The following is a 19,155-nucleotide window of genomic DNA, read 5'->3' on the forward strand; positions in this document are numbered from 1 at the left end:
CTACTGGTACAAGTACGTGGGTCTGGAAGGCCGCGTGATCGGCATGACCACCTACGGCGAGTCGGCGCCTGCGCCGGCCTTGTTCGAGCACTTCGGCATCACCCTGCAGGGCGTGCTTGAGGCGGCACAAGCCTTGTCGGACCGGTCGCGGATGAAGCGATGAGTGTGTAGGCGTTATCGCGACTGAACCGGACAGTCCCGCCGGGTGGGCGGCCCGAACGGGTTGCTCCCCCGGCGGGCGGGTGCTCGTGGTCAATTATTTACCTGGAGTGACATATGCTTCTCAGAAAGCTGAACCTCGCGCCTCGTTCGGTTGTATGTTTCGGGCTGTTCTGCCTGTTGATCATTGGCATGGGTTTGTTCGCACTGAGACAGGCGGCAGCGCTCAATGACGCCGAGGACCTGGTCGAGGGCATGGTCCTGCCGACGGTCCAGGTCCTGGGCGAACTCGATAAAAGCTTTGTCCTGGTCCGTGCCGACAATGCCAGCCTGCGCAACCCGCTTGAAACCGAAGAGGTCAATGCCCGGGGCCTGGAGGAGATAACGGCGTTGCGTGCCAGCACCGGGGAGCAGATGAAGCGCCTGTCGGGGCTGATCGTCACGGCGCAGGAGCGGGCATTGTTCGACGCGTTGCAAACCAGTATCCAGGCCTTCAATGTCATCGAGGACCGCTACCTGGCCTTCATGACGGCAAACGATCTGATCGGCGCCAACCGTTTCACCCAGAGCGATGTGCGTCCGGGAATCGACCGGGTGTCTTCCGGCATCCAGGCGCTGATCGAGCAGGGGCAGCTCAAGGCCAGGAATGCCGGCGAAGCGGCGAGTGCGGTCTATCGCCAGACACGCATCATGGTCAGTGTGCTGATCGTCGCGTCCCTGGTCATCACATTGCTGCTGGCCTGGCTGTACACCCGCAGCGTCATGGTGCCCCTGGGGCAGTCCCTGGAGATCGCCCGGCGTATTGCGCGCAACGATCTCAGTCAGCCCGTCGAGGTCAAGGGTTCGGATGAACTGGCTCGACTGCTGGTAGCACTGGTCACCATGCAGGCCAATCTGCGGGAGACCATCACCCGGATTGGCGGTTCGTCCACCCAGTTGGCCGCCACCGCCGAGCAAATGCAGGCGGTGACGGAGGAGGCCGCCAGGGGGATGGTTCGCCAGGACAGTGAGATCGCCATGGCGGCCACGGCCGTCACCGAGATGAGCGCCGCCGTCGATGAGGTGGCCAGCAACGCGACCCTGGCCTGTACCGCCGCGAACACCTCGAGCCTGACCGCCTCGCGTGGGCGTGGTCGTGTCGATGAGACCCTGGGTGCCATTGGCCTGATGGTGTCGAGCGTGCAATCGACTTCCACGGATATAAAGAGGCTGTCGCTCATGGCCGTGGACATCAGCAAGGTGATGGATGTGATCCGGGCCATTGCCGAGCAGACCAACCTGCTGGCCTTGAACGCGGCGATCGAGGCGGCGCGTGCCGGCGAGGCCGGGCGCGGCTTTGCCGTAGTGGCCGATGAAGTGCGGGCGCTGGCCCACCGTACCCAGGTCTCCACGCAGGAAATCGAGACGATGATCGGCGATATCCAGGCGGGCACCGGCCATGCCGTGGCCTCCATGGAGCAGACCACCACGCAGGCGGAAAAAACCTTGCGCCTGGCCGAGGCGGCGGGCCAGGCCCTGAGCGAGATCACCGAATCGATCGGCCATATCAACGAGCGCAACCTGCTGATCTCGACGGCTGCCGAGGAGCAGGCGCAGGTCGCGCGGGAGGTGGATCGAAGTCTGGTCAGCATTCGCGACCTTTCGACGCAAACGGCTACCGGGTCGCACCAGACGTCCATTGTCAGCGGCGAGCTTTCCAGGTTGGCCGTCGGTCTCCAGGGGTTGGTCGAGCAATTCAGGCTGTAGAGGGGTTGCCGGGTCGCCCGATCAGCCCCGTTGCGCCGCCAGGTGTTCCACCAGGTACTGCGCATCCCGGGCAATCCCCGAGAACCTGCCCGAGCCCCAGGTGTGCAGCCACGGCAGGCCGAGGAAATACAGGCCGGGGCGAGAGGTGACGCCACGGTGGTGCCCGGGATAGCTGCGGCCATTGAAAACCGGCACATCGACCCAACTGAAGTCCGGCTGGAAACCAATGCACCAGATGATGCTGGTGATGCCGCTGCCGCTCAGGTCCAGTTCGTTCCTCTCGGCTTGCGGGGTCCAGAGCGGGGTGTACGGTGTGCCGGCAGGCGCCTCGATGGCGTTATCGGCGATGTATTTGTCGATGCTGCTGTTGATGCGGTTGTACACGGCGTCGGCGGCATCCAGGTTGGTCCCCAGGTCGCCGGCGAATTTCAGGGTACTGTCGTCCAGGCTGTCCAGCCGCCCGAACAATTCCATGCCTTCGCTGGCGAAGCGCCGCAAGTCGATGTCGCGCCCGCCATCACGCCCGGTGACGTAATGGTTGGTGTTGTCGCGCACGCCTTCGCGCAGTGGGTGGGTGTCGACGCCGATATCGTAGTAGCCCATCTGCGCCAGCCAGTCGACCACATCCTTGCCGCGATAGAAGCGGGCGCAACGCGGCGCGTCGCCGACCGCCAGGAACACCTTGCGCCCGGCCAGGTGCAGGTCCTCGGCGATCTGCGCCCCGGACTGCCCGGAGCCGACCACCAGCACCGCACCGGCGGGCAGGGCCTGGGGGGTGCGGTACTGCTCGGAGTGGATCTGGCTGATCCCGGCGGGCAGGCGTTCGGCCAGCCGCGGGATGATCGGCGTGTGATAACCGCCACTGGCGACAATCACCTGGTCGGCGGTGAAGTCGCCGGCCGAGGTGTTGAGCAGGTAGCCGCCCTCGGCGCGCGCGGTCATGCGCTGCACGGCCACGCCTTCCCGGACCGGCGCCTTGACCTTGGCGATGAACCCGTCGAGGTAGTCGATGATCTGCTCTTTCTTCATGAAACCATGGGGATCGTCACCCTCATACGGGTGGCCTGGCAGGGCACATTGCCAATTCGGTGTCACCAGGCAGAAGGCATCCCAGCGCTGGTTACGCCAGGTGTGCGTCAGGCTGTGCTTTTCCAGCACCAGATGATCGATGTCCTGTTGTTGCAGGTAATAACTGGCGGAGAGTCCGGCCTGGCCGCCGCCGACGACGATGGCTTTGTAGTGAGTCATGTTGCAATCCTCCTGGGGGATGAGCGGGGCGCTCAGATATCGCCGAAGCCCGCGTAGTGAACCTTGCCGGCACCCTGGTTGCTGATGTCCAGCACCTGCACCCGGGCATCCGGATCGGCAAAGGCGCGGGCCATCAGGCGCAGGCCGCCGAGGCTGTCCATGGCCGAACTGCAATAGAACCCCTTGACCTGCCTGACCCGCTCCGAGGCGGCGTTCAGGCCGGTTTCCGCGCGGCGCAGAAACTCGGCCATGGCATAGGAACGACCGGCTTCGAGGTGTTCGTAGATGGTGGTCGAAGGGGAGTAGGCGTTGCTTTCCTGGCCATCGGGCCAGCGCAGGCGAATATTGACGGCGGGCATGTCAGTGCTCCTTTGAGATGACTGAAAGTGCAAAGTCGGGGTAGCTGAAGCCGGTGAACGGTTGCTCGGCCAGGTTCCAGAACTCGTATTGCTCATCGCCCTGGCCGACCCGCAGCCGGGCGCTGTCATCGACCTCGCCGATGCAGGCGCAGTGAATACCTTCAAAGGCAAAGGCGGCCTCGACGGTGGCCACGTCCTTGCGCGCCAGGGTGAGCAGGAAGCCGTAGCTGGGGAACGCCTGCAGCCAGCGCTCCAGCGCGGCACCGACCGGCAGGGGCAGGGCGTCGAGGTCGATGCGCGCACCGCAGGTCGTGGGCTCCAGCAGCATCAGCAAGGTGCCGAGAACCCCGGCGTTGCTGATGTCCTTGGCGGCCAGCAGGAGGCCGGCTTCGGCCAGGCGCGGGATGACTTCGAGTTTTTCCCGCAGGCGTTCGGCGGGCACGTTTTCAAAGGCTTTCCAGTAGGGCGCGGTGCCGTGCCAGCTGCCGTCGAGGTCCACGGCCATGGCGATGACCTGGCCCGGCGCGACGTGCAGGGTCGATAGCAGGCTGCGTGCCCAGCCGCTGATCGCCACCGCCAGGGCCGCCGGATTGCCTGGGGCCTGGCTGGTGTGGCCGCCGGCGAGGATCAGGCCGTAGGCCTGGCAGGCGTCACGGATGCCGGCCAGGACACTGTCGGCGGCTTGGCTGTCATGGTGCCAATAGGCGTTGACCACGGCGCTGGCGCGACCGCCCATGGCGGTGATATCGCTGACGTTGGCCATCACCGCCGACCAGCCGGCGAACCACGGCGCCTGCTCGACAAAGGCCGGGATCATGCCTTCGATGGCCAGCAACTGATACTGGTCGCCACAGCGGATCGCCGCCGTGTCATCGCCGGGTAACGCATAGTGATCGTCGTGGCTGATGGCGTGTGCCGGCAGTGTCCGCGCCGGATGCTGTATCGCCAGCTTGGCGCGCATCGCCGGAGTGTCACGCAGCCTGTGCAGCATGGCCGGCAGTGCGCTCTGGACGCGTCTCGGATCAGTCATGTCGGCTTACCTTGCGGGGCACCAGCGCGACTTGCCGGGGCATGAACGGATAGCGCTCCAGCCGGGCCTGCATCAGGCAGTGCGGCTGACCCAGCAGGTCCATGGGCCGCAAGGTCTGCCAATGCAGGCTGTGGAAGTAGCTCTCGTTGGCCTGCTGCACGGTGGCGAGGAAGGTCCGGCAGCCGAGGTCGATGGCCCGCGACACGGCCTCGTTGACCAGCGCCTTGCCGATCATGCCGTGACGACGGTAGGCCCGCTCGACACACAGGCGGCCGCCATACCAGGTTCCCGGTGCGCTCTCGTAGATGCGCACCGCGCCGACGACCTGCTCGGGCATGCCGCAGTGATGGGCCACGGCGACGATGGGGATGGCCTGGAAATCCTTGTCGTCCTTGTCCTGGGCCAGCAGTTGCTGCTCGGCGCAGAACACCGCACGGCGCAGCGCGTAGTAATCCTGGCGCTCCCAGGCTTCGGCGGCGGGCTTGACCAGCAGGTCATCGGCGAGAAAATCGCTGAAGGTGCTGTCGATCAGGGCAAAGGCGTGTTCGGCCATGGCGTGGGACTCCCGTTACTCGTGGTGTTTCAGGGCTGAGCAGGCGCCGCATTTGGCGCAGCCGGCGTTGATCTGGTCCGAGTGCAGGCCGTGCCTGCGCAGGCTGGCGCCGATGCGCGGGTAGAGTCGCTGCATGAAGGCGCTGTCGGGCTTGGGATGCTGGGCCAGCGGCGTGCCATCGATGGGCACGAACGGCACGACGAAGGGGTACACGCCGGCACTGGCCAGGCGTTCGCTTATCTGCGCGATGGCGTCTTCGCTGTCACCCAGGCCGGCGAGGATGTAGGTGCTGACCTGGCCTCGACCGAACACCTGGACGGCGGCGTCGAAGGCACTGAAGTAGCGCTCCAGCGGCACCTCGGCCTTGCCCGGCATGATGCGTTGGCGCACGGCGTCGGTGACCGCTTCCAGGTGCATGCCCAGGGAAACCACGCCGCTGTCCTTGAGGCGCTGGAACCAGGCATCGTCGTCCGGCGGTTCGCACTGGGCCTGGATCGGCAGGTCGACCACGGCGCTCACGGCCGCTGCGGATTCGCAGAGAATGGCGGCGCCACGGTCGGGCGTCTGCGGCGTGCCGGTGGTCATCACCATGTGCTTGACGCCATCGAGCTCCACCGCGGCCCTGGCGACTTCGGCCAGTTGCGCGGGGCGTTTGCGGGCGATGGTCTTGCCCGTGGCGAGGGACTGGCCGATGGCGCAAAACTGGCAGGAGGTTGCGGCTTCGTTCATGCGGATGCAGTGCTGCAGGATCGTGGTCGCCAGCACGTCTTTGCTGTGCAGCGTGGCGATTTTCCAGTAGGGCGTGCCATCTTCGGTGCTCAGGGCATAGAAGTTCGGCACCCCTGGCAACTGCACCCGGCCGACCTGGAGGCCTTCACGAAAGATCAGCGCCTGGCTTCCGGCCGCATCGGGGACGGCGGAGTAGGGCGAGTCCAGGGAGGCGCGGTTGAGCATCGGTACCATGGCGGTGTGGGCGCCCAGGCTCAGCGCCTTGTGGTCCGAAGGCCCGGCGCCGCCTTTGCGCGACAGGCCGTCGGCACCTTGCCAGCGCACGCCGTGGCATTGCAGTTCGGCCAGCAGGTCGGTGCCGGCCGGGGAGGCGGGCAGGCTACTCATGGGCCTGCCCCGCGAAGCTTTCGCGTCGCTCATGCAGGTGTGCGGCGGGGCGCCGGTCAATCAGCAGGCTCAGCAGTTCGGGGCGGCTGTAATGTCCCACCGAGTCCATCATCCGCTTGCGCTTGTCGATCAGGTTGAAGTCGAGATCGGCGATCACCACCCCTTCGCCACTGCGCAGCGGCTCGCCCAGCAACTTGCCTTCCGGCGAAACGATGGCGGTGAAGCAGCCGCCGGAAATGGGTTCCAGGGCGCAGCCGGTGTCGGCCATGATCCGGGCCTGCTGTTCGGCATCCAGCCATGCCGTGGCATTGACCACGAAGCACCCGGACTCCAGCGCGTGGTGGCGGATGGTGACTTCAATCTGTTCGGCGAAGATCTGCCCGACCAGGGAACCGGGGAACATCGCCGCATGAATCTGCTCGCCATCGGCCATCAAGGCATAGCGCGCCAGCGGATTGTAATGTTCCCAGCAGGCCAGTGCGCCGATGCGGCCGACGGCGCTGTCCGTGGCACGCAGGCCCGAACCGTCGCCTTGGCCCCAGACCATGCGTTCGTGGTAGGTGGGGGTGATCTTGCGCCGATGCTGGATCAGCGTGCCGTCGGCATCGAACAGCAACTGCGCGTTGTAGATCGTGCCGCCATCGCGTTCGTTGATACCGATGCAGGCGACGATCCCGGCTTCGCGGCAGGCTTCACCCAATTGCCGGGTCACATCGGACGGCACGGTGACCGACTGTTCCAGCAGCTGCAGATGCTCCCTGCCCATCGCGAAGGGTGGTTGGACAAAGGAAAAATAGGGGTAGTAAGGCACCACGGTTTCCGGGAACACCGCGAACCGCACACCTTGGCGGCCCAGGTCCAGAAGCGTGTTGCAGAGCTTCGCCACCGTGGCTTCACGGGAGTACAACACGGGGCTGAACTGCACGGCGGCAGCGCGGATAGTGGGCATGTCGGGGTTCCTGTCGGGGAGATCGGCTGTCGAGCGGCGTTGAACGTTGCGGTGCCGGCGATGGCGCTCACGGTCGCCATCGCACACCCACCAGGTTCGAGGCGAGCTTATGCGGTCCAGGTGTCGATGATCATGGCGCCCTCGCGGCGCATCAGCAGGCGCAGGTCCATCACGTCCAGCGGGTTGATCGGGCGGATGCCTTCGATCAGGGCTTTTTCGGTTTGGCCATAGAGGGCTTGCAGGGCGAAGCGACAGGCGTAGACCTCACCGCCTTCGGCCATGAAGGCCTTGATCTGGTTGTTCACCGCCAGATGGCCGGGGAAGGCTTCGGCGCCGAGGGTCGGGAAGCCGCGCTGTACACCCAGTTGCACACCAGGTCCGTAGAGCAGGATCTTGGTTTCGAAGCCTTTGCGCAGCAGACGCTTGGCCTGCAGCAGGTTGACCAGGCCGATGGACCCTTCGAAGGCGATGGTATGGAACGTCAGCAGGGCCTTGGCACCGGGTTCGGCCTTGACGTCCTCGAAGACTTTTTCTTCGTAATTGACCAGGAAGTCGCCGTCTTGGTAATGGGCAATGTCCACGTTTGGCATGTTGTCGTCTCCGTTATGGTTGCTGTTATCGATGGCCGGGGAGCGGCTGATCGTTGCAAGGCATAGAGCGAAGGGCGTGCCAGTTTTTCGTGGTGTCGAGCGGGTGTTTTTATCTTGTTGAAAAATATAAGTATTTTTATTTTTTGGCGAATTTTTTGAGCGAATCTGAGGAGATAAACGGCTACGTAATTACGTAGAAATACGATTATTCGTAGTGTGCTTCGACGAGAGTTCGTATCCGCCGGGCATTGCCGTGCAACGCCCGGGCGGTCTCATGCCTGCTGGATGATGGAGCCGTTGTTCAGGAACTCGCGCACATAGGCGCTTGGCGTCTTGCCCGTGAAGGCGGTAAACGCCAGGGTGAACGCGGCGCCGCTGTTGAAGCCGACTTCCAGGGCGGTCTGGGTCACCGACATCTGCTTGCGCGTGAGCAGTTCGATGGCGCGGGTCATGCGCAGTTCCTGGAGGAAGCGGCGCCAGCTCATGCCCAGTTCCTCCTGGAAATGTCGACGCAGGGTGCGCGTCGAGGTCCCGGCCGCTTCGGCGGCCAGTTCGATGGTCGCGGTGTCCAGTCGCGTGCGGGTGTAGGCGACGGCGCGCTTGATGATCGGCGATTCGCCATAGGGCACCCACATCATTCTCGAACATTCGAACCAGTCCTTGCAGAGCAGGCCCAGGGTATTGAGGTAACCGTTGGCCACGGCATCGTCGGCGTCCCGCGTGCGTCCCCAGCGCAAGGCATAACCGAACATTTCCCGGGCCAGGCTGCTGATCGAGGCGGCCCAGCAGCCTTCGTGCTGCCAGACGGTATGTTCCGCGCCCAGGTGGATGACCACCAGCACGGCATCGGCACTGGCATGGATCCGGTAGGGCCGGTCATGGGGAATGAACACCATGTGCGCCGGCAGGATCAGCCATTGGCCGTGGGGACCTTCGAGTTTTACCCGGCCACGCTCGACGCAGAGGATCTTGTTCTTGCTGTCGCCCCGCGAACCGACCGTCAGCCGGCCCGGTTCGATGCGCTCCACGCATTCAGGCGTGGGGGCGTCGCAGCGAAAAGGGTTATATGCGTCATCTTCCGGTTCGATCCAGACCGATAACTGCGCCGCGTCACTCATGTCCTCACTCCAGTGGAAGGGCTGCTGTGCACCGAGTCGCGCCTGAGGGGTGGCCGATATTCGATGAATGATTGGCCGATTTCAGTCGGTGGCAATTTCTGTGGGGCGGATAATAGCCGAAAACAAAAATAATATGGCCATAAAACTAAAATCGGCCACGGAGGATGATATGCAAGCTGAGCTGCATCCGCAAAACCCCACGCCAGGTACTGCCGCGCCGGCGATCCTCACGGTTGAAGGCATCGGGAAAAAATTCAACGGCGTGCCCGCCCTGATGGACGTGAGTTTCCAGATTGCCCCCGGCGAAATCGTCGCCTTGCTGGGTGAGAACGGCGCGGGGAAATCGACCCTGATCAAGATTCTCGCCGGTGTCCACCTGCCGTCCGGCGGGCGCCTGCTGTTTCGCGGCGAGCTGTTCGATCCCGCCGCCAACCACAAGCGCATCGCTTTCGTGCACCAGGACCTGGGGCTGGTCGACTGGATGACCGTTGCCGAAAACATCGCACTCTCGACGTTCTATCCGAAAAGGTCCGGGCTCATTCATTGGTCGTCGGTCATCCGCCGGGCGCGTGAGGCGCTGGCGCTGGTCGGTGGCGAGATCGATCCACGGCAACGGGTCGGCGAGTTGAGCCGGGCCGAGAAATCCCTGGTGGCGATTGCCCGGGGATTGTCCAGCCAGGCTGATGTCATGGTGCTGGACGAGCCGAGTGCCAGCCTCCCGGAAAATGAGGTGCTGCGACTCCACGAGGTGCTGAAGGGGCTGCGGGCAAGGGGCGTGGCGATGATCTACGTGTCGCACCGGCTCGACGAAGTCTTTGCGCTCTCGGATCGCATCGTCGTGTTGCGCGACGGGCGCAAGGTGGCCGAGCAAGCCACCGGGCAGACCCGCCCGGACGAATTGGTCCGGCACATCATCGGGCGTGAACCCGACTCGGTGTTTGTCCGGCCGGAGCTGGTCAGGGCGGCACCGACCGTGTTGACCGTCAGGGGGTTGGTGACGGAGGACGCCGGACCACTGGATTTCGACGTGCGCCGGGGCGAAATCCTCGGCCTGGTGGGGCTGCGCGGGGCCGGACATGACTCGTTGGGCAAGGCGCTGTTCGGGGCCGTGCCGATCGTCAGCGGTGAAATCCTGCTCAACGGCACCGGGGTGAATCTGTCGACACCCGCTGCCGCCATCGCCAGTGGTGTCTGCCTGGTGGCCGGAGACCGTTATGGCGAGTCGATCGCGCCGGGCCTGAGTATCCGCGAAAACCTCTTCCTCAATCCCCTGGCCAGCGGACGCACGGGGCTCAAGCCGCGTTCCCCGGCCAGCGAGGGTTGTGAAGCACTTGAACTGGGGCGCCGCGTGGCCCTGGCCCCGAATGATCCCTCGGCGCCGATCGAGACGCTGTCCGGCGGCAACCAGCAGAAGGTGGTGATCGCCCGCTGGCTGCGTATCGGTGCCCATGTGCTGATGCTGGAAGACCCCACCGCCGGCGTCGATATCGGCGCCAAGGTGGAGATCTATCGCCTGCTCGGCGATGCGGTCCGGACCGGCATGGCCGTGCTGCTGATCTCCTCGGACTTCGAAGAGACGGCGCAGATCTGCCACCGCGCCCTGATCTTTCGCGATGGCCGCATTGCCCGCGAGTTGCCGCTGGCGCAATTGAGCGTCGATGCGCTGTTGCGCTGCGCGTCCCTGGATGCCGTCGATCCGCTCCCACAACAATAATCAAAACCGCGTGAGGTTCCACCATGCAATCGCTTAAATCCAACGCGCTCGAACCGACCCGTCGAGAGCTGGCCGAGCTGTCGGGGTTCGCCCGCCTGTTGCGGCTGTTGCCGGTGTTCGGCCTGCCGATCCTGACCCTGTTGCTGATCGCGCTGTTCTCGATCCTGCTGCCGGATACCTTCCCGACGCTGCTCAACCTGCGCTCGATCATCGGCGACAAAGCCATCATCGCGATTCTCGCGCTGGCGGCGATGATCCCGATGTCCAGCGGGCGTATCGACCTCACGGTGGGCTACGGCATTGTCCTCTGGCACATCCTCGCCATCAGTTTGCAGACGGTCTACGGGCTCGACTGGATCACCGCCGTGCTTATCGTCCTGGTGCTGGGCGCGTTGCTGGGGTTGCTGAACGGCTTGCTGGTGGAAATCGCCCAGATCGATTCGTTCATCGCCACCCTGGGCACCGGCACCGTGCTGTATGCCGTCGCCATGTGGCACACCCAGGGGCGGCAGGTCATCGGTAGCTTGCCGGATGCCTTCACGGCGCTGTTCACCAGCCACCTGTGGGGCATGCCCATTGTCGCGGTGTACGTGCTGGTCATCAGCCTGGTGTTGTGGCTGGCGGCCGATTTCCTGCCGGTCGGGCGTTACCTGTATGCCATCGGCGCCAACTCCCGCGCCGCCACCCTCAACGGTATTCCCACCCGCCGTTATGTGATCGGCGCGTTTGTGGCCTCTGGAGCATTGACGGCCTTCGCCGGGGTGATCCTGGCCGCCAAGCTGCGCATCGGCCAGGCCAGTGTCGGGCTCGACTTCCTGCTGCCGGCACTGGTCGGCGCGTTCCTCGGGTCGACCACGATCAAGCCGGGGCGGGTAAACGTCTGGGGCACGGTGGTCGGGGTGGTGATCCTCGCCGTGGGCATCTCCGGTATCCAGCAACTGGGCGGCGAGTTCTATGTCGAGCCGCTGTTCAACGGCATGACCCTGCTGGTGGCGATCGGCATTGCCGGTTATGCCCAGCGTCGGCGCAGCGTGGCCCGCAAGCGCCCGGCTATCGCGACCGCCGCAGCCGGCGATCCGCAGGGAAAAACAACCCCTGTCTGAAACCTTCTTTCCAGCCCTGCACCTCAATCCAAAAACAACAAAAGGGGACACCATGAAAATGCTCGATCTGAAGCGGCTACACCTCTGCGCGGCCATGGCCGTCTGGTTGCCACTGACCGCGCCGGCCCATGCCGAGGAGGCCTTTCTCGAACAGGCGCGTGCGTATACCCGCGACGTCACCCAGCCCGGCCAGCCCTGGACCGGCCCCACCACCGGAGCGCCCGCCCAGACGGGCAAGAGCATTGTCTTCGTTTCCGCGGACCAGCGTGACAGCGGTCCGCGTGGCGTCGGCCAGTCGGTACAGGAGGCGGCCAAGGCCATCGGCTGGACCTTCCGCTCGATTGACGGCCAGGGCTCCATCTCGGGCCGCTCGGCAGCCTTGAACCAGGCCATTGCCCTCAAGCCGGACGGTATCGTGCTGGGCAGCGTGGATGCCAACGAGCAGGCGCAGTTGATCAAGGATGCCAGCAGCCGGGGCATCCGCGTGGTCGGCTGGCATTCGTTGTCCAGGCCGGGGCCCGCGCCGGCGGCGGGACTGTTCACCAACCTGGCGACCGACCCGCTCGACGTCGGCAAGGCGGCAGTGATGTACGCCGTCGCGCAGTCCGACGGCAAGGCCGGGGTGGTGATCTTCACCGACTCCACCTACGAGATCGCCATCAGTAAATCCAATGCGATGGCCGACCTGGTCAAGCAATGTCCGGGTTGCCAGTTGCTGAAGGTCGAGGATGCGCCCCTGGCCGATTCCGCGACGCGCATGCCGCAGCTGACCACCACGCTGTTGCAGCGTTTCGGCGCGAAGTGGACCTATGCCTTGTCGATCAACGACCTGACGTTCGACTTCATGGCGCCGGCGTTGCAACAGGCGGGTTATGCCGCGGACGGGCCGTTGCTCGGGGTCTCGGCCGGCAATGGCAGCGAAACCGCCTTCCAGCGCATTCGTACCGGGCAATACCAGAGCGCCACGGTCGCCGAGCCGGTGTCCCTGCACGGCTGGCAAGCGGTCGATGAGCTGAACCGGGCTTTTGCCGGGCAGTCGCCGAGTGGTTTCAGTGCGCCCGTGCATCTGGTCGTGGCGGGCAACATCGCCACCGATGGCGGCGCCCGCAACCTGTATGACCCGGACAACCATTACCGGGATGTCTACCGTGGCATCTGGGCCGGCCAATAACGCTATTTCCTCGTGCAAATCCAGGCTCGGCCCCCGTGGGCCGGGCCTCCATCCCCGCATCACCGCGAAAGAGGCAAGACCATGACCAAGACGTTCTGGCCGGAAGGTGTCCGGCTCGTGATATCGGTTTCCATGCAGTTCGAAGCGGGTGGCGAAGCCCCCTTCGGCGCCATGGGGCCGTTCAGCAACATGTTCGGCATGAAGGATGGCTACCCGGATTTCCCCACCCAGTCCTGGTACAAGTACGGCTACCGCGAGGGCATCCAGCGGATGCTCGATCTCTGGGACAAATACGCCATCAAGGTCACTTCGCACATGGTCGGCAGTGCGGTGGACCGCTCCCCGGAGGTGGCGAAGGAAATCGTCCAGCGCGGCCATGAAGCGGCTGCCCACGGACGTGACTGGATCCCGCAGTACGACTTGTCCCTGGACGATGAGCGCAGGTTCATCGCCGACAATATCGACAGCATCATCAAGGCTACCGGCGTGCGTCCGGTCGGCTACAACGGCGCGGCCATGCGCGGCACGCCCAATACCCTCAACCTGCTGCAGGACCTGGGCTTCGAGTACCACATCGATGATGTCAGCCGCGACGAGCCGTTCCTGATTCCGGTGCGGGGCAAGGATTTTGTCGTGGTGCCCTATACGATGAACCTCAACGACATCATCCAGTTCGAGGGCTACCAGTACAGCGTCGACGCCTTCGAGCGCCAGTTGCACGACGAGTTCGACCAGCTTTACGAAGAGGCCGGCAGCCGGCGGCGGATGATGTCGATCAGCACCCATGACCGCATCGCGGGGCGGCCGGCACGGGTACGTTCGCTGGGACGATTCCTCGAATACGCCCTCAAGCAACCGGGGGTGGTGTTCATGCGCAAGGACGAGATCGCCCGTTTTGCCGCATCGAGCCCGGATACCGTGCGCGATATCAACGAATACGATGTCTGGGCCAGGAAACTCGGGTTGAGCGCCTGACGGGGCAGGGGGCTGCCGGCGGGCAGCCCTTTTTCACACCAGGTCCCGGGACGTGAGCAGGCGAACGCCCTGGGGCCTGGACAGCACGGCGTCGATCATCACCCGGGCGATATTGGCCGGCGGGTTGATCCACAGGCCGCGTGGCAGTACCGGCCGAAGCAGGGCTGCCAGGGGCAGTACCAGGCGTTCGGCGGGGCGGAACTCTTCGCGGCTGCCGCCAATCATGCCTGGACGAATGATCGTCAGCGAGCGGAACCCGATGCCCTGGATATCCCGCTCCAGCTCACCCTTGATCCGGCAATAGTAGAGCGGTATGGACAGCGAGGCGCCGGGCGAGGAGATGATTGCGCAGGCCTTTGCTCCCAGCGCCAGGGACCATTCGGCGAACTTGATCGGCAGAACGTAGTCGACCTGTCGAAACGCCTCCTTCGAACCGGCCTTGGCGATCGTCGTGCCCATCGTGCAGATCATGGCGTCGATGGACAGTCCGGCGATATCGGCAAAGGTCTGGTGCAGATCGGCCGATACCGGATTGAGCAGTTTGGGGTGCTCCGCGAGCGCCCGGCGCGTGGGCGCGATGATCTGTTCGATGTGTTCGTTTGCCAGCGCCTGCTCCAGCAAGTTGCGGCCGACCTGGCCCGTCGCCCCGAGAATCAGTACCTTCATCGTGGTTGCCTCTGTATTCAGCGCACGCCGGGGCGCGATGCCGGGACATTGTCGTGAAAGATCGAGCCGTAGTAGGCATGACCGCTGCCGAGGTGGTGGCCGAAGGCGAAGCCTTTCTCCAGCATCACCTGCATGTCGGCCTCGGTAATACGCATCACGTAACTGTGTTCGGTGGTGCTCAGTACGCAGTCCGAACCCTGTGCTTCGCGAAGATTGAACCACTTGCCAGGGGCGGCATGCCCGCTGGGAAACCCATGGCCGGCGTGCTCCAGCTGCCAGCCGCCGTCGAGCAGGATCCAGTAGTCGGCGGCCGATGCGTTGGCCTGATCGCTCCTGACGATGACCGATCCGTTCTCGGTTTCCCATTCTTGCGAATGGTCGATCACCCACTGCAACTGGTCGCTCGACAGCGCCGTGAAGAACGGCGTGTGCCGCAGCAGATGCAAATACGTGATGGAAGGTTTCATGCTCATCTCTTGCTTGGCGTCAGGTATCGGTGTGCTTGCGCACGCCGTGAGTGCGATCGCTGCGAACAGCCCGAAGGTTGCGATCCGCAGGCAGGCGCGCAGCGCGGCGGAGCCTGGTGGCGGTCGAGGGTGCATGGCGTGTTTCCTGCTGCGGGTGCGAACGGGGGCAATGGTGGATTGTTTTCCCGAAGAGATAATTACCTCGAAATGGACAACATAATTCCATTTTCCCCAACTATCGGCTGCGGCATACGCCGGGATGATCGGGTTATCTGAGACGTCTTTTTCAGGTCGATCTGATCCTATCGGGATGCTACGAAATTCCGTATAACTGGCAGTCTTCAACACTGGCGGTCACGGGATTTCGTAGGTATGAGCGAGACTGATTTCCTGGCCGGCTGGGCCGACCTGGCCTATTCCTCCCGCCACATGGTGTTCGAGCACTGCGCCGAAGCCATTGCCCTGCTCAACCCCTACGGCGACCGCTTCGGTGACCTGAACATCGCCACCTGCCAATTGCTCGGCTATCCCCGCCAGGAACTGCTGGAACTGCCGGTCAGCAAGCTGTTCGGCCATCAACTGGCGGACCTGATCGTCTTTACCCAGGCGGTGATGGACAAGGGGCGGGGCTGGACCGACGAGCTCAGTTGCAACTGCAAGAGCGGCGAGCGCATCCAGCTCGAAATCTCCGCCACCGTGCTTCAGGTCAAGGGCCAGCCGCAACTGATCCTGGTGCTGCGCGAGCAAAGCCGGCAACGCTACCATCGCGACCAGGCCGACACCGAGCGCACCATGCGCGGTGGCCTGATCGAGTGGCGCAACATCATGAACCTGTTCCAGGAAACCGAGCGTGACAAGCAACTGCTGCTCAGTTCGGTGGGCGATGGCATCTACAGCATCGACAGCGAAGGGCTTGCCACCTTTGTCAATCCGGCCGGTGCGCGCATGCTGGGCTGGGCCCCCGAGGAGATGATCGGCAAGAACATCCATCGCATCCACCATCATACCCACGCCGATGGCAGTCACTATCCGGTCGAGGACTGCCCGATCTACAAGGCGGTGCACGACGGCATGGTGCACGAGGGGCGCCAGGAAGTGTTCTGGCGACGCGATGGCAGCTCCTTTGCGGTGGAGTTCACCAGCACCCCGGTGATCAGCGACAGCCGCATTGTCGGTGCGGTGGTGGTGTTCCGCGATATCACCGAGCGTCGCACCACCGAATTGCAACTGCAGAACGCCCTGGCCGAACTGCAGGCGCTGAAGCAGCGACTCGAGGAGCAGAACGCCTACCTGCAGGAAGAAATCCATATCGAGCACAACTACCGGGATATCGTCGGCCAGAGCGAGCCGATCCTGAAGATCGTCCGGCAGATCGATGTGGTCGGTCCCACCGATGCCAACGTGCTGATCCATGGCGAGTCCGGTACCGGCAAGGAACTGATCGCCCGGGCCATTCACCAGGCCAGCCGGCGGCGCGAGCAGCCGCTGATCCGGGTCAACTGCGCGGCGATTCCGGCCGAACTGTTCGAAAGCGAGTTTTTCGGTCATCTGCGCGGCGCCTTCACCGGGGCGGTGCGCGACCGGGTCGGGCGCTTCGAGCTGGCCGATGGCGGCACGCTGTTTCTCGACGAGATCGGCGAGATTCCCCTGGAGCTGCAGAGCAAGCTGTTACGCGTGCTGCAGGAAGGGCAATTCGAGCGGGTAGGGGAAGAGCGTACCCGCAGCGTGGATGTGCGCATCATTGCCGCGACCAATCGTGATCTGCGGGCCGAAGTGCAGGCCCGGCATTTTCGCGAAGACCTGTTTTTCCGGCTGAACGTGTTTCCCGTCCATTCGCCGAGCCTGCGCGAGCGTCGTTCCGATATTCCCTTGCTGGCCTCGCACTTTCTGCAACTGATCGGGACGCGGCTGAACATGTCCGGGCGGCGCTTGAGCAAGGGTGACATGGTTCGCCTGCAGGCCTACGACTGGCCGGGCAATATCCGTGAGCTGCAGAACGTGATCGAGCGGGCGCTGATCACGGCCATCGGGTCGGAGTTGAATATCGACCTGCCCGGCTCGGCGTTGCCCGGCCAGGCACCGGCGCTGGAGCAGCACCGGCCGATCATGACCGAACAGCAGTTGCGTACGCTGGAGCGCGACAACCTGTGCGCGGCAATGGCTGCCTGCGGTGGCAAGCTGTTCGGCAAGGACGGTGCCGCCGAACTGTTGGGTATCAAGCCGACCACACTGGCTTCGCGCTTGAAGAAACTGGGCATTGCCTAAGCCTGGGCGAATTGCCCGGCAAGCGGTATTCCCTGCTCTGGGTGTGAAGTGAATTTCATCCCCGACCTCTAATGGCTCCGAGGGATTGTCGCTAGTGTCACAGCGAAATAGCGACCCCGGGAGCAGGACATGCCGCCAATCATTCGTCGAGACTTCCTCAAAGCTGCGGCGGCCATGCCGGTGCTGGCCAACGGACTCATGCACGGCGCGCCCGTCACCGCTGCCGATACACCGCCGCCAGCGCTGCCGCGAGCCGGGGCACCGGCCGGGCATTTCGACTATGTGGTGGCCGGCGCGGGCCATAACGGCCTGGTCTGCGCCGCCTATCTCGCCAAGGCGGGCTACCGGATCCTGGTACTCGAAGGCGACGCGCTGATCGGCGGTGGCTGCAAGACCAGCGAACCGCTGCTGCCGGGCTTCAGGGAAGACCTGTGCTCCAGCGCCCATGGCGCGATCCTCGGCAACCCGCTGATCCGCGACCATGAGCTGGACCTGGCACGGTACGGCTACGAACTGCTGTATCCGGATGTAGTGCTGCACTATCCGTTTCTCGATGGTGCGTCCTTCACCGTGTTTCGCAATGACGTCGAGCGCACGGCCGCGACCATCGAGCAGGTGTCCCGCAAGGATGCCCAGACCTTCCGGCGCGCGGCAGCGGTACGTGCGAGCCTGGCGGCCATGCCGGCGGAAGCGGCGGCGGCTTCCCGTGACGGTCTGTACCTGCGCCGGCTCGGCGAAATGACCGGGTTCGCGGCCGCCCGGGTCGTCTGGGAAAGCCCTCACATGCGGGCGGCAGCCTTGTCCGGCGGCCGCTTCTTCGGACCGATGGGCAGCGACTACGGCACCGGGCGACAGGCGTTCTCGATGCTCGATCACCTCAAGGGCCGACCGATCCCCAAGGGCGGTTCGGGGATGTTGAGCGTGGCGCTGGGCGGCTTTATCGAAGCCCATGGCGGGGTCATTCTGACCCGCAAGTCGATTGTCCGGCTGGTGATCGAGCAGGGCGCATGCAAAGGCGTCGAGTGCGCCGACGGCACGCAGTACCGTGCCGACCAGGGCGTGGTGTCCAGCATCCATGTCAAGCACCTGGTCGACATGGCGCCGCGTGAACTGTTTGGCGATGCCGTTCTCGATGGCGTTGACCTCATGCAACCGGAACTGGCGATGTTCCAGTTTCACTTCGCCTTCACCGAGGAGCCCGCCTATGCGCAGGCCTCGGGCGGAACCATTGCCAGTTGCGAAGCCGCGCTGATGGAAGACCCCGCGAGCATTTTCACGCTGACCCCGGACGACGCCCATGGCGAGCTGAATATTGCCGACTATCCGCTACAGGTCTGTCATCCCTCGGTCTTCGATCCGACGCGGGTGCCGGCCGGGCGCGGGTTGCTGAAAATCGAAGGGTGCATGCCCTACACCCTCAAGGGCGGGGCGCAGCACTGGGACGATATCAAGGACCAGGTCGCCGATGCGGTGCTGACGCGCTACCTGCGCTACACGACCAACCTGAGCCAGGACAAGCTGCTCGGCAAATTCCTGCTCAGCCCCCTGGACATCGAACGGATGAACCCCTCCATGTGGCGCGGTGGCGCGCACCATTTCGACAATCGCGGGGCCAACTTCGCCCCCTGTCGCATGGGCATCCCCGGCCTCTATCAAACCGGTGCCTGCACGGCGCCTGGCGGATCGATCAGTGGCCTGCCGGGACGTAACACGGCGCAGGCGGTCCTGCAGGACCAGGGCCGCAGCCTGAAGGAGGTGGTCGGTACGCCGGTGCTCTCCTGAGTGGCTATCGCTGAGCAGTTTTTCGAATATGAAACCCTGAAAATGATTGAAGTGATCATAAAAATGATTGCTTGCGCATATCAAGGCTTTGTCATACCGTTATTGTGACTGAATCAATCATGGTGATGACTGATTCGGTCAGGC

18 protein-coding genes and 1 pseudogene are annotated in these 19,155 nt (G+C 64.1%); 9 read left to right on the forward strand and 10 right to left on the reverse strand.

The features are described 5' to 3' along the window. The 3 genes and pseudogenes from HX851_RS45250 to HX851_RS45645 all read left to right on the forward strand — a co-directional run. The coding region (locus HX851_RS45250) for a transketolase-like TK C-terminal-containing protein (RefSeq protein WP_177066287.1) at positions 1-163 on the forward strand (163 nt) is incomplete at its 5' end. 113 nt (positions 164-276) lie between these two features. Next, a pseudogene (locus HX851_RS45640) lies at positions 277-1,050 on the forward strand (MCP four helix bundle domain-containing protein); the annotation flags it as partial. 126 nt (positions 1,051-1,176) lie between these two features. Further along, entirely contained in the window at positions 1,177-1,905 is a 729-nt protein-coding gene (locus HX851_RS45645) for a methyl-accepting chemotaxis protein (RefSeq protein WP_439899117.1), read from the forward strand. Between the two features lie 21 nt (positions 1,906-1,926). On the opposite strand, the gene HX851_RS32155 is transcribed toward HX851_RS45645, so the two are convergent. From HX851_RS32155 to HX851_RS32190, 8 genes are all read right to left on the reverse strand, one after another. Then, a complete protein-coding gene (locus HX851_RS32155) occupies positions 1,927-3,153 on the reverse strand; it encodes an MSMEG_0569 family flavin-dependent oxidoreductase (RefSeq protein ID WP_177057885.1) in 1,227 nt (408 codons plus the stop codon). Positions 3,154-3,185: 32 nt separating this feature from the next. Beyond that, on the reverse strand, positions 3,186-3,512 hold the full coding sequence (locus tag HX851_RS32160; protein WP_177057886.1) for an MSMEG_0570 family nitrogen starvation response protein: 327 nt from the start codon (positions 3,510-3,512) through the stop codon (positions 3,186-3,188). 1 nt (position 3,513) lies between these two features. Next, complete coding sequence (locus HX851_RS32165; RefSeq protein WP_177057887.1) at positions 3,514-4,542, reverse strand: sll0787 family AIR synthase-like protein; 1,029 nt, start codon at positions 4,540-4,542, stop codon at positions 3,514-3,516. Next, on the reverse strand, positions 4,535-5,095 hold the full coding sequence (locus tag HX851_RS32170) for an MSMEG_0567/Sll0786 family nitrogen starvation N-acetyltransferase (protein WP_177057888.1): 561 nt from the start codon (positions 5,093-5,095) through the stop codon (positions 4,535-4,537). Before HX851_RS32170 ends, HX851_RS32165 begins: the two co-directional genes overlap by 8 nt. A gap of 15 nt (positions 5,096-5,110) precedes the next feature. Further along, positions 5,111-6,211, reverse strand: a complete 1,101-nt coding sequence (locus HX851_RS32175; RefSeq protein ID WP_177057889.1) for an MSMEG_0568 family radical SAM protein — start codon at positions 6,209-6,211, stop codon at positions 5,111-5,113. Further along, positions 6,204-7,160, reverse strand: coding sequence for a Nit6803 family nitrilase (locus HX851_RS32180; RefSeq protein WP_177057890.1), 957 nt, complete (start codon positions 7,158-7,160; stop codon positions 6,204-6,206). Before HX851_RS32180 ends, HX851_RS32175 begins: the two co-directional genes overlap by 8 nt. A 107-nt stretch (positions 7,161-7,267) precedes the next feature. Then, entirely contained in the window at positions 7,268-7,750 is a 483-nt protein-coding gene (locus HX851_RS32185) for an MSMEG_0572/Sll0783 family nitrogen starvation response protein (RefSeq protein WP_017128788.1), read from the reverse strand. Positions 7,751-8,022: 272 nt separating this feature from the next. Then, positions 8,023-8,868, reverse strand: coding sequence for a helix-turn-helix domain-containing protein (locus HX851_RS32190; protein WP_177057891.1), 846 nt, complete (start codon positions 8,866-8,868; stop codon positions 8,023-8,025). 169 nt (positions 8,869-9,037) lie between these two features. Between HX851_RS32190 and HX851_RS32195 the strand changes: the two genes are divergently transcribed. The 4 genes from HX851_RS32195 to HX851_RS32210 all read left to right on the forward strand — a co-directional run bounded on the left by HX851_RS32195 (position 9,038) and on the right by HX851_RS32210 (position 13,831). Beyond that, complete coding sequence (locus tag HX851_RS32195; RefSeq protein WP_177066289.1) at positions 9,038-10,582, forward strand: sugar ABC transporter ATP-binding protein; 1,545 nt, start codon at positions 9,038-9,040, stop codon at positions 10,580-10,582. A gap of 23 nt (positions 10,583-10,605) precedes the next feature. Next, positions 10,606-11,685, forward strand: a complete 1,080-nt coding sequence (locus HX851_RS32200; protein WP_177057893.1) for an ABC transporter permease — start codon at positions 10,606-10,608, stop codon at positions 11,683-11,685. A 52-nt stretch (positions 11,686-11,737) separates the two neighbouring features. Beyond that, on the forward strand, positions 11,738-12,856 hold the full coding sequence (locus HX851_RS32205) for a substrate-binding domain-containing protein (RefSeq protein ID WP_369680924.1): 1,119 nt from the start codon (positions 11,738-11,740) through the stop codon (positions 12,854-12,856). Between the two features lie 81 nt (positions 12,857-12,937). Beyond that, positions 12,938-13,831 carry a polysaccharide deacetylase family protein gene (locus tag HX851_RS32210; RefSeq protein ID WP_177057894.1) on the forward strand — a complete coding sequence of 298 codons (894 nt, stop codon included), beginning with the start codon at positions 12,938-12,940 and terminating at the stop codon, positions 13,829-13,831. A gap of 33 nt (positions 13,832-13,864) precedes the next feature. Here HX851_RS32210 and HX851_RS32215 read toward each other — a convergent pair whose 3' ends face one another. Continuing rightward, a complete protein-coding gene (locus tag HX851_RS32215; RefSeq protein ID WP_177066291.1) occupies positions 13,865-14,497 on the reverse strand; it encodes an NAD-dependent epimerase/dehydratase family protein in 633 nt (210 codons plus the stop codon). A 17-nt stretch (positions 14,498-14,514) separates the two neighbouring features. Continuing rightward, a complete protein-coding gene (locus tag HX851_RS32220; RefSeq protein ID WP_177057896.1) occupies positions 14,515-14,964 on the reverse strand; it encodes a hypothetical protein in 450 nt (149 codons plus the stop codon). 372 nt (positions 14,965-15,336) lie between these two features. Between HX851_RS32220 and HX851_RS32225 the strand changes: the two genes are divergently transcribed. Both HX851_RS32225 and HX851_RS32230 read left to right on the forward strand, forming a co-directional pair. After that, positions 15,337-17,229 (forward strand): sigma 54-interacting transcriptional regulator, encoded by a 1,893-nt coding sequence (locus HX851_RS32225; protein WP_177066293.1) that lies wholly within the window; start codon positions 15,337-15,339, stop codon positions 17,227-17,229. 129 nt (positions 17,230-17,358) lie between these two features. Continuing rightward, the gene (locus HX851_RS32230; RefSeq protein ID WP_177066295.1) at positions 17,359-19,011 is read left to right on the forward strand and encodes a phytoene desaturase family protein; all 1,653 of its coding nucleotides are present in this window, start codon (positions 17,359-17,361) and stop codon (positions 19,009-19,011) included. The last annotated feature ends 144 nt before the right edge of the window (positions 19,012-19,155 follow it).

The organism is Pseudomonas gingeri, from assembly GCF_013385635.1.
Taxonomy (GTDB): Bacteria; Pseudomonadota; Gammaproteobacteria; order Pseudomonadales; family Pseudomonadaceae; genus Aquipseudomonas; species Aquipseudomonas gingeri_A.

Excerpts from the sequence above, each read along its gene's own strand:
- HX851_RS32215 (WP_177066291.1), bottom strand. The coding sequence starts at position 14,497 with ATGAAGGTACTGATTCTCGGGGCGACGGGCCAGGTCGGCCGCAACTTG.
- HX851_RS32205 (WP_369680924.1), top strand. The coding sequence starts at position 11,738 with ATGAAAATGCTCGATCTGAAGCGGCTACACCTCTGCGCGGCCATGGCC.
- HX851_RS32185 (WP_017128788.1), bottom strand. The coding sequence starts at position 7,750 with ATGCCAAACGTGGACATTGCCCATTACCAAGACGGCGACTTCCTGGTC.
- HX851_RS32220 (WP_177057896.1), bottom strand. The coding sequence starts at position 14,964 with ATGAAACCTTCCATCACGTATTTGCATCTGCTGCGGCACACGCCGTTC.
- HX851_RS32180 (WP_177057890.1), bottom strand. The coding sequence starts at position 7,160 with ATGCCCACTATCCGCGCTGCCGCCGTGCAGTTCAGCCCCGTGTTGTAC.
- HX851_RS32160 (WP_177057886.1), bottom strand. The coding sequence starts at position 3,512 with ATGCCCGCCGTCAATATTCGCCTGCGCTGGCCCGATGGCCAGGAAAGC.
- HX851_RS45645 (WP_439899117.1), top strand. The coding sequence starts at position 1,177 with ATGGCGGCCACGGCCGTCACCGAGATGAGCGCCGCCGTCGATGAGGTG.
- HX851_RS32230 (WP_177066295.1), top strand. The coding sequence starts at position 17,359 with ATGCCGCCAATCATTCGTCGAGACTTCCTCAAAGCTGCGGCGGCCATG.
- HX851_RS32165 (WP_177057887.1), bottom strand. The coding sequence starts at position 4,542 with ATGACTGATCCGAGACGCGTCCAGAGCGCACTGCCGGCCATGCTGCAC.
- HX851_RS32190 (WP_177057891.1), bottom strand. The coding sequence starts at position 8,868 with ATGAGTGACGCGGCGCAGTTATCGGTCTGGATCGAACCGGAAGATGAC.
- HX851_RS32225 (WP_177066293.1), top strand. The coding sequence starts at position 15,337 with ATGAGCGAGACTGATTTCCTGGCCGGCTGGGCCGACCTGGCCTATTCC.
- HX851_RS32200 (WP_177057893.1), top strand. The coding sequence starts at position 10,606 with ATGCAATCGCTTAAATCCAACGCGCTCGAACCGACCCGTCGAGAGCTG.
- HX851_RS32195 (WP_177066289.1), top strand. The coding sequence starts at position 9,038 with ATGCAAGCTGAGCTGCATCCGCAAAACCCCACGCCAGGTACTGCCGCG.
- HX851_RS32175 (WP_177057889.1), bottom strand. The coding sequence starts at position 6,211 with ATGAGTAGCCTGCCCGCCTCCCCGGCCGGCACCGACCTGCTGGCCGAA.
- HX851_RS32155 (WP_177057885.1), bottom strand. The coding sequence starts at position 3,153 with ATGACTCACTACAAAGCCATCGTCGTCGGCGGCGGCCAGGCCGGACTC.
- HX851_RS32210 (WP_177057894.1), top strand. The coding sequence starts at position 12,938 with ATGACCAAGACGTTCTGGCCGGAAGGTGTCCGGCTCGTGATATCGGTT.
- HX851_RS32170 (WP_177057888.1), bottom strand. The coding sequence starts at position 5,095 with ATGGCCGAACACGCCTTTGCCCTGATCGACAGCACCTTCAGCGATTTT.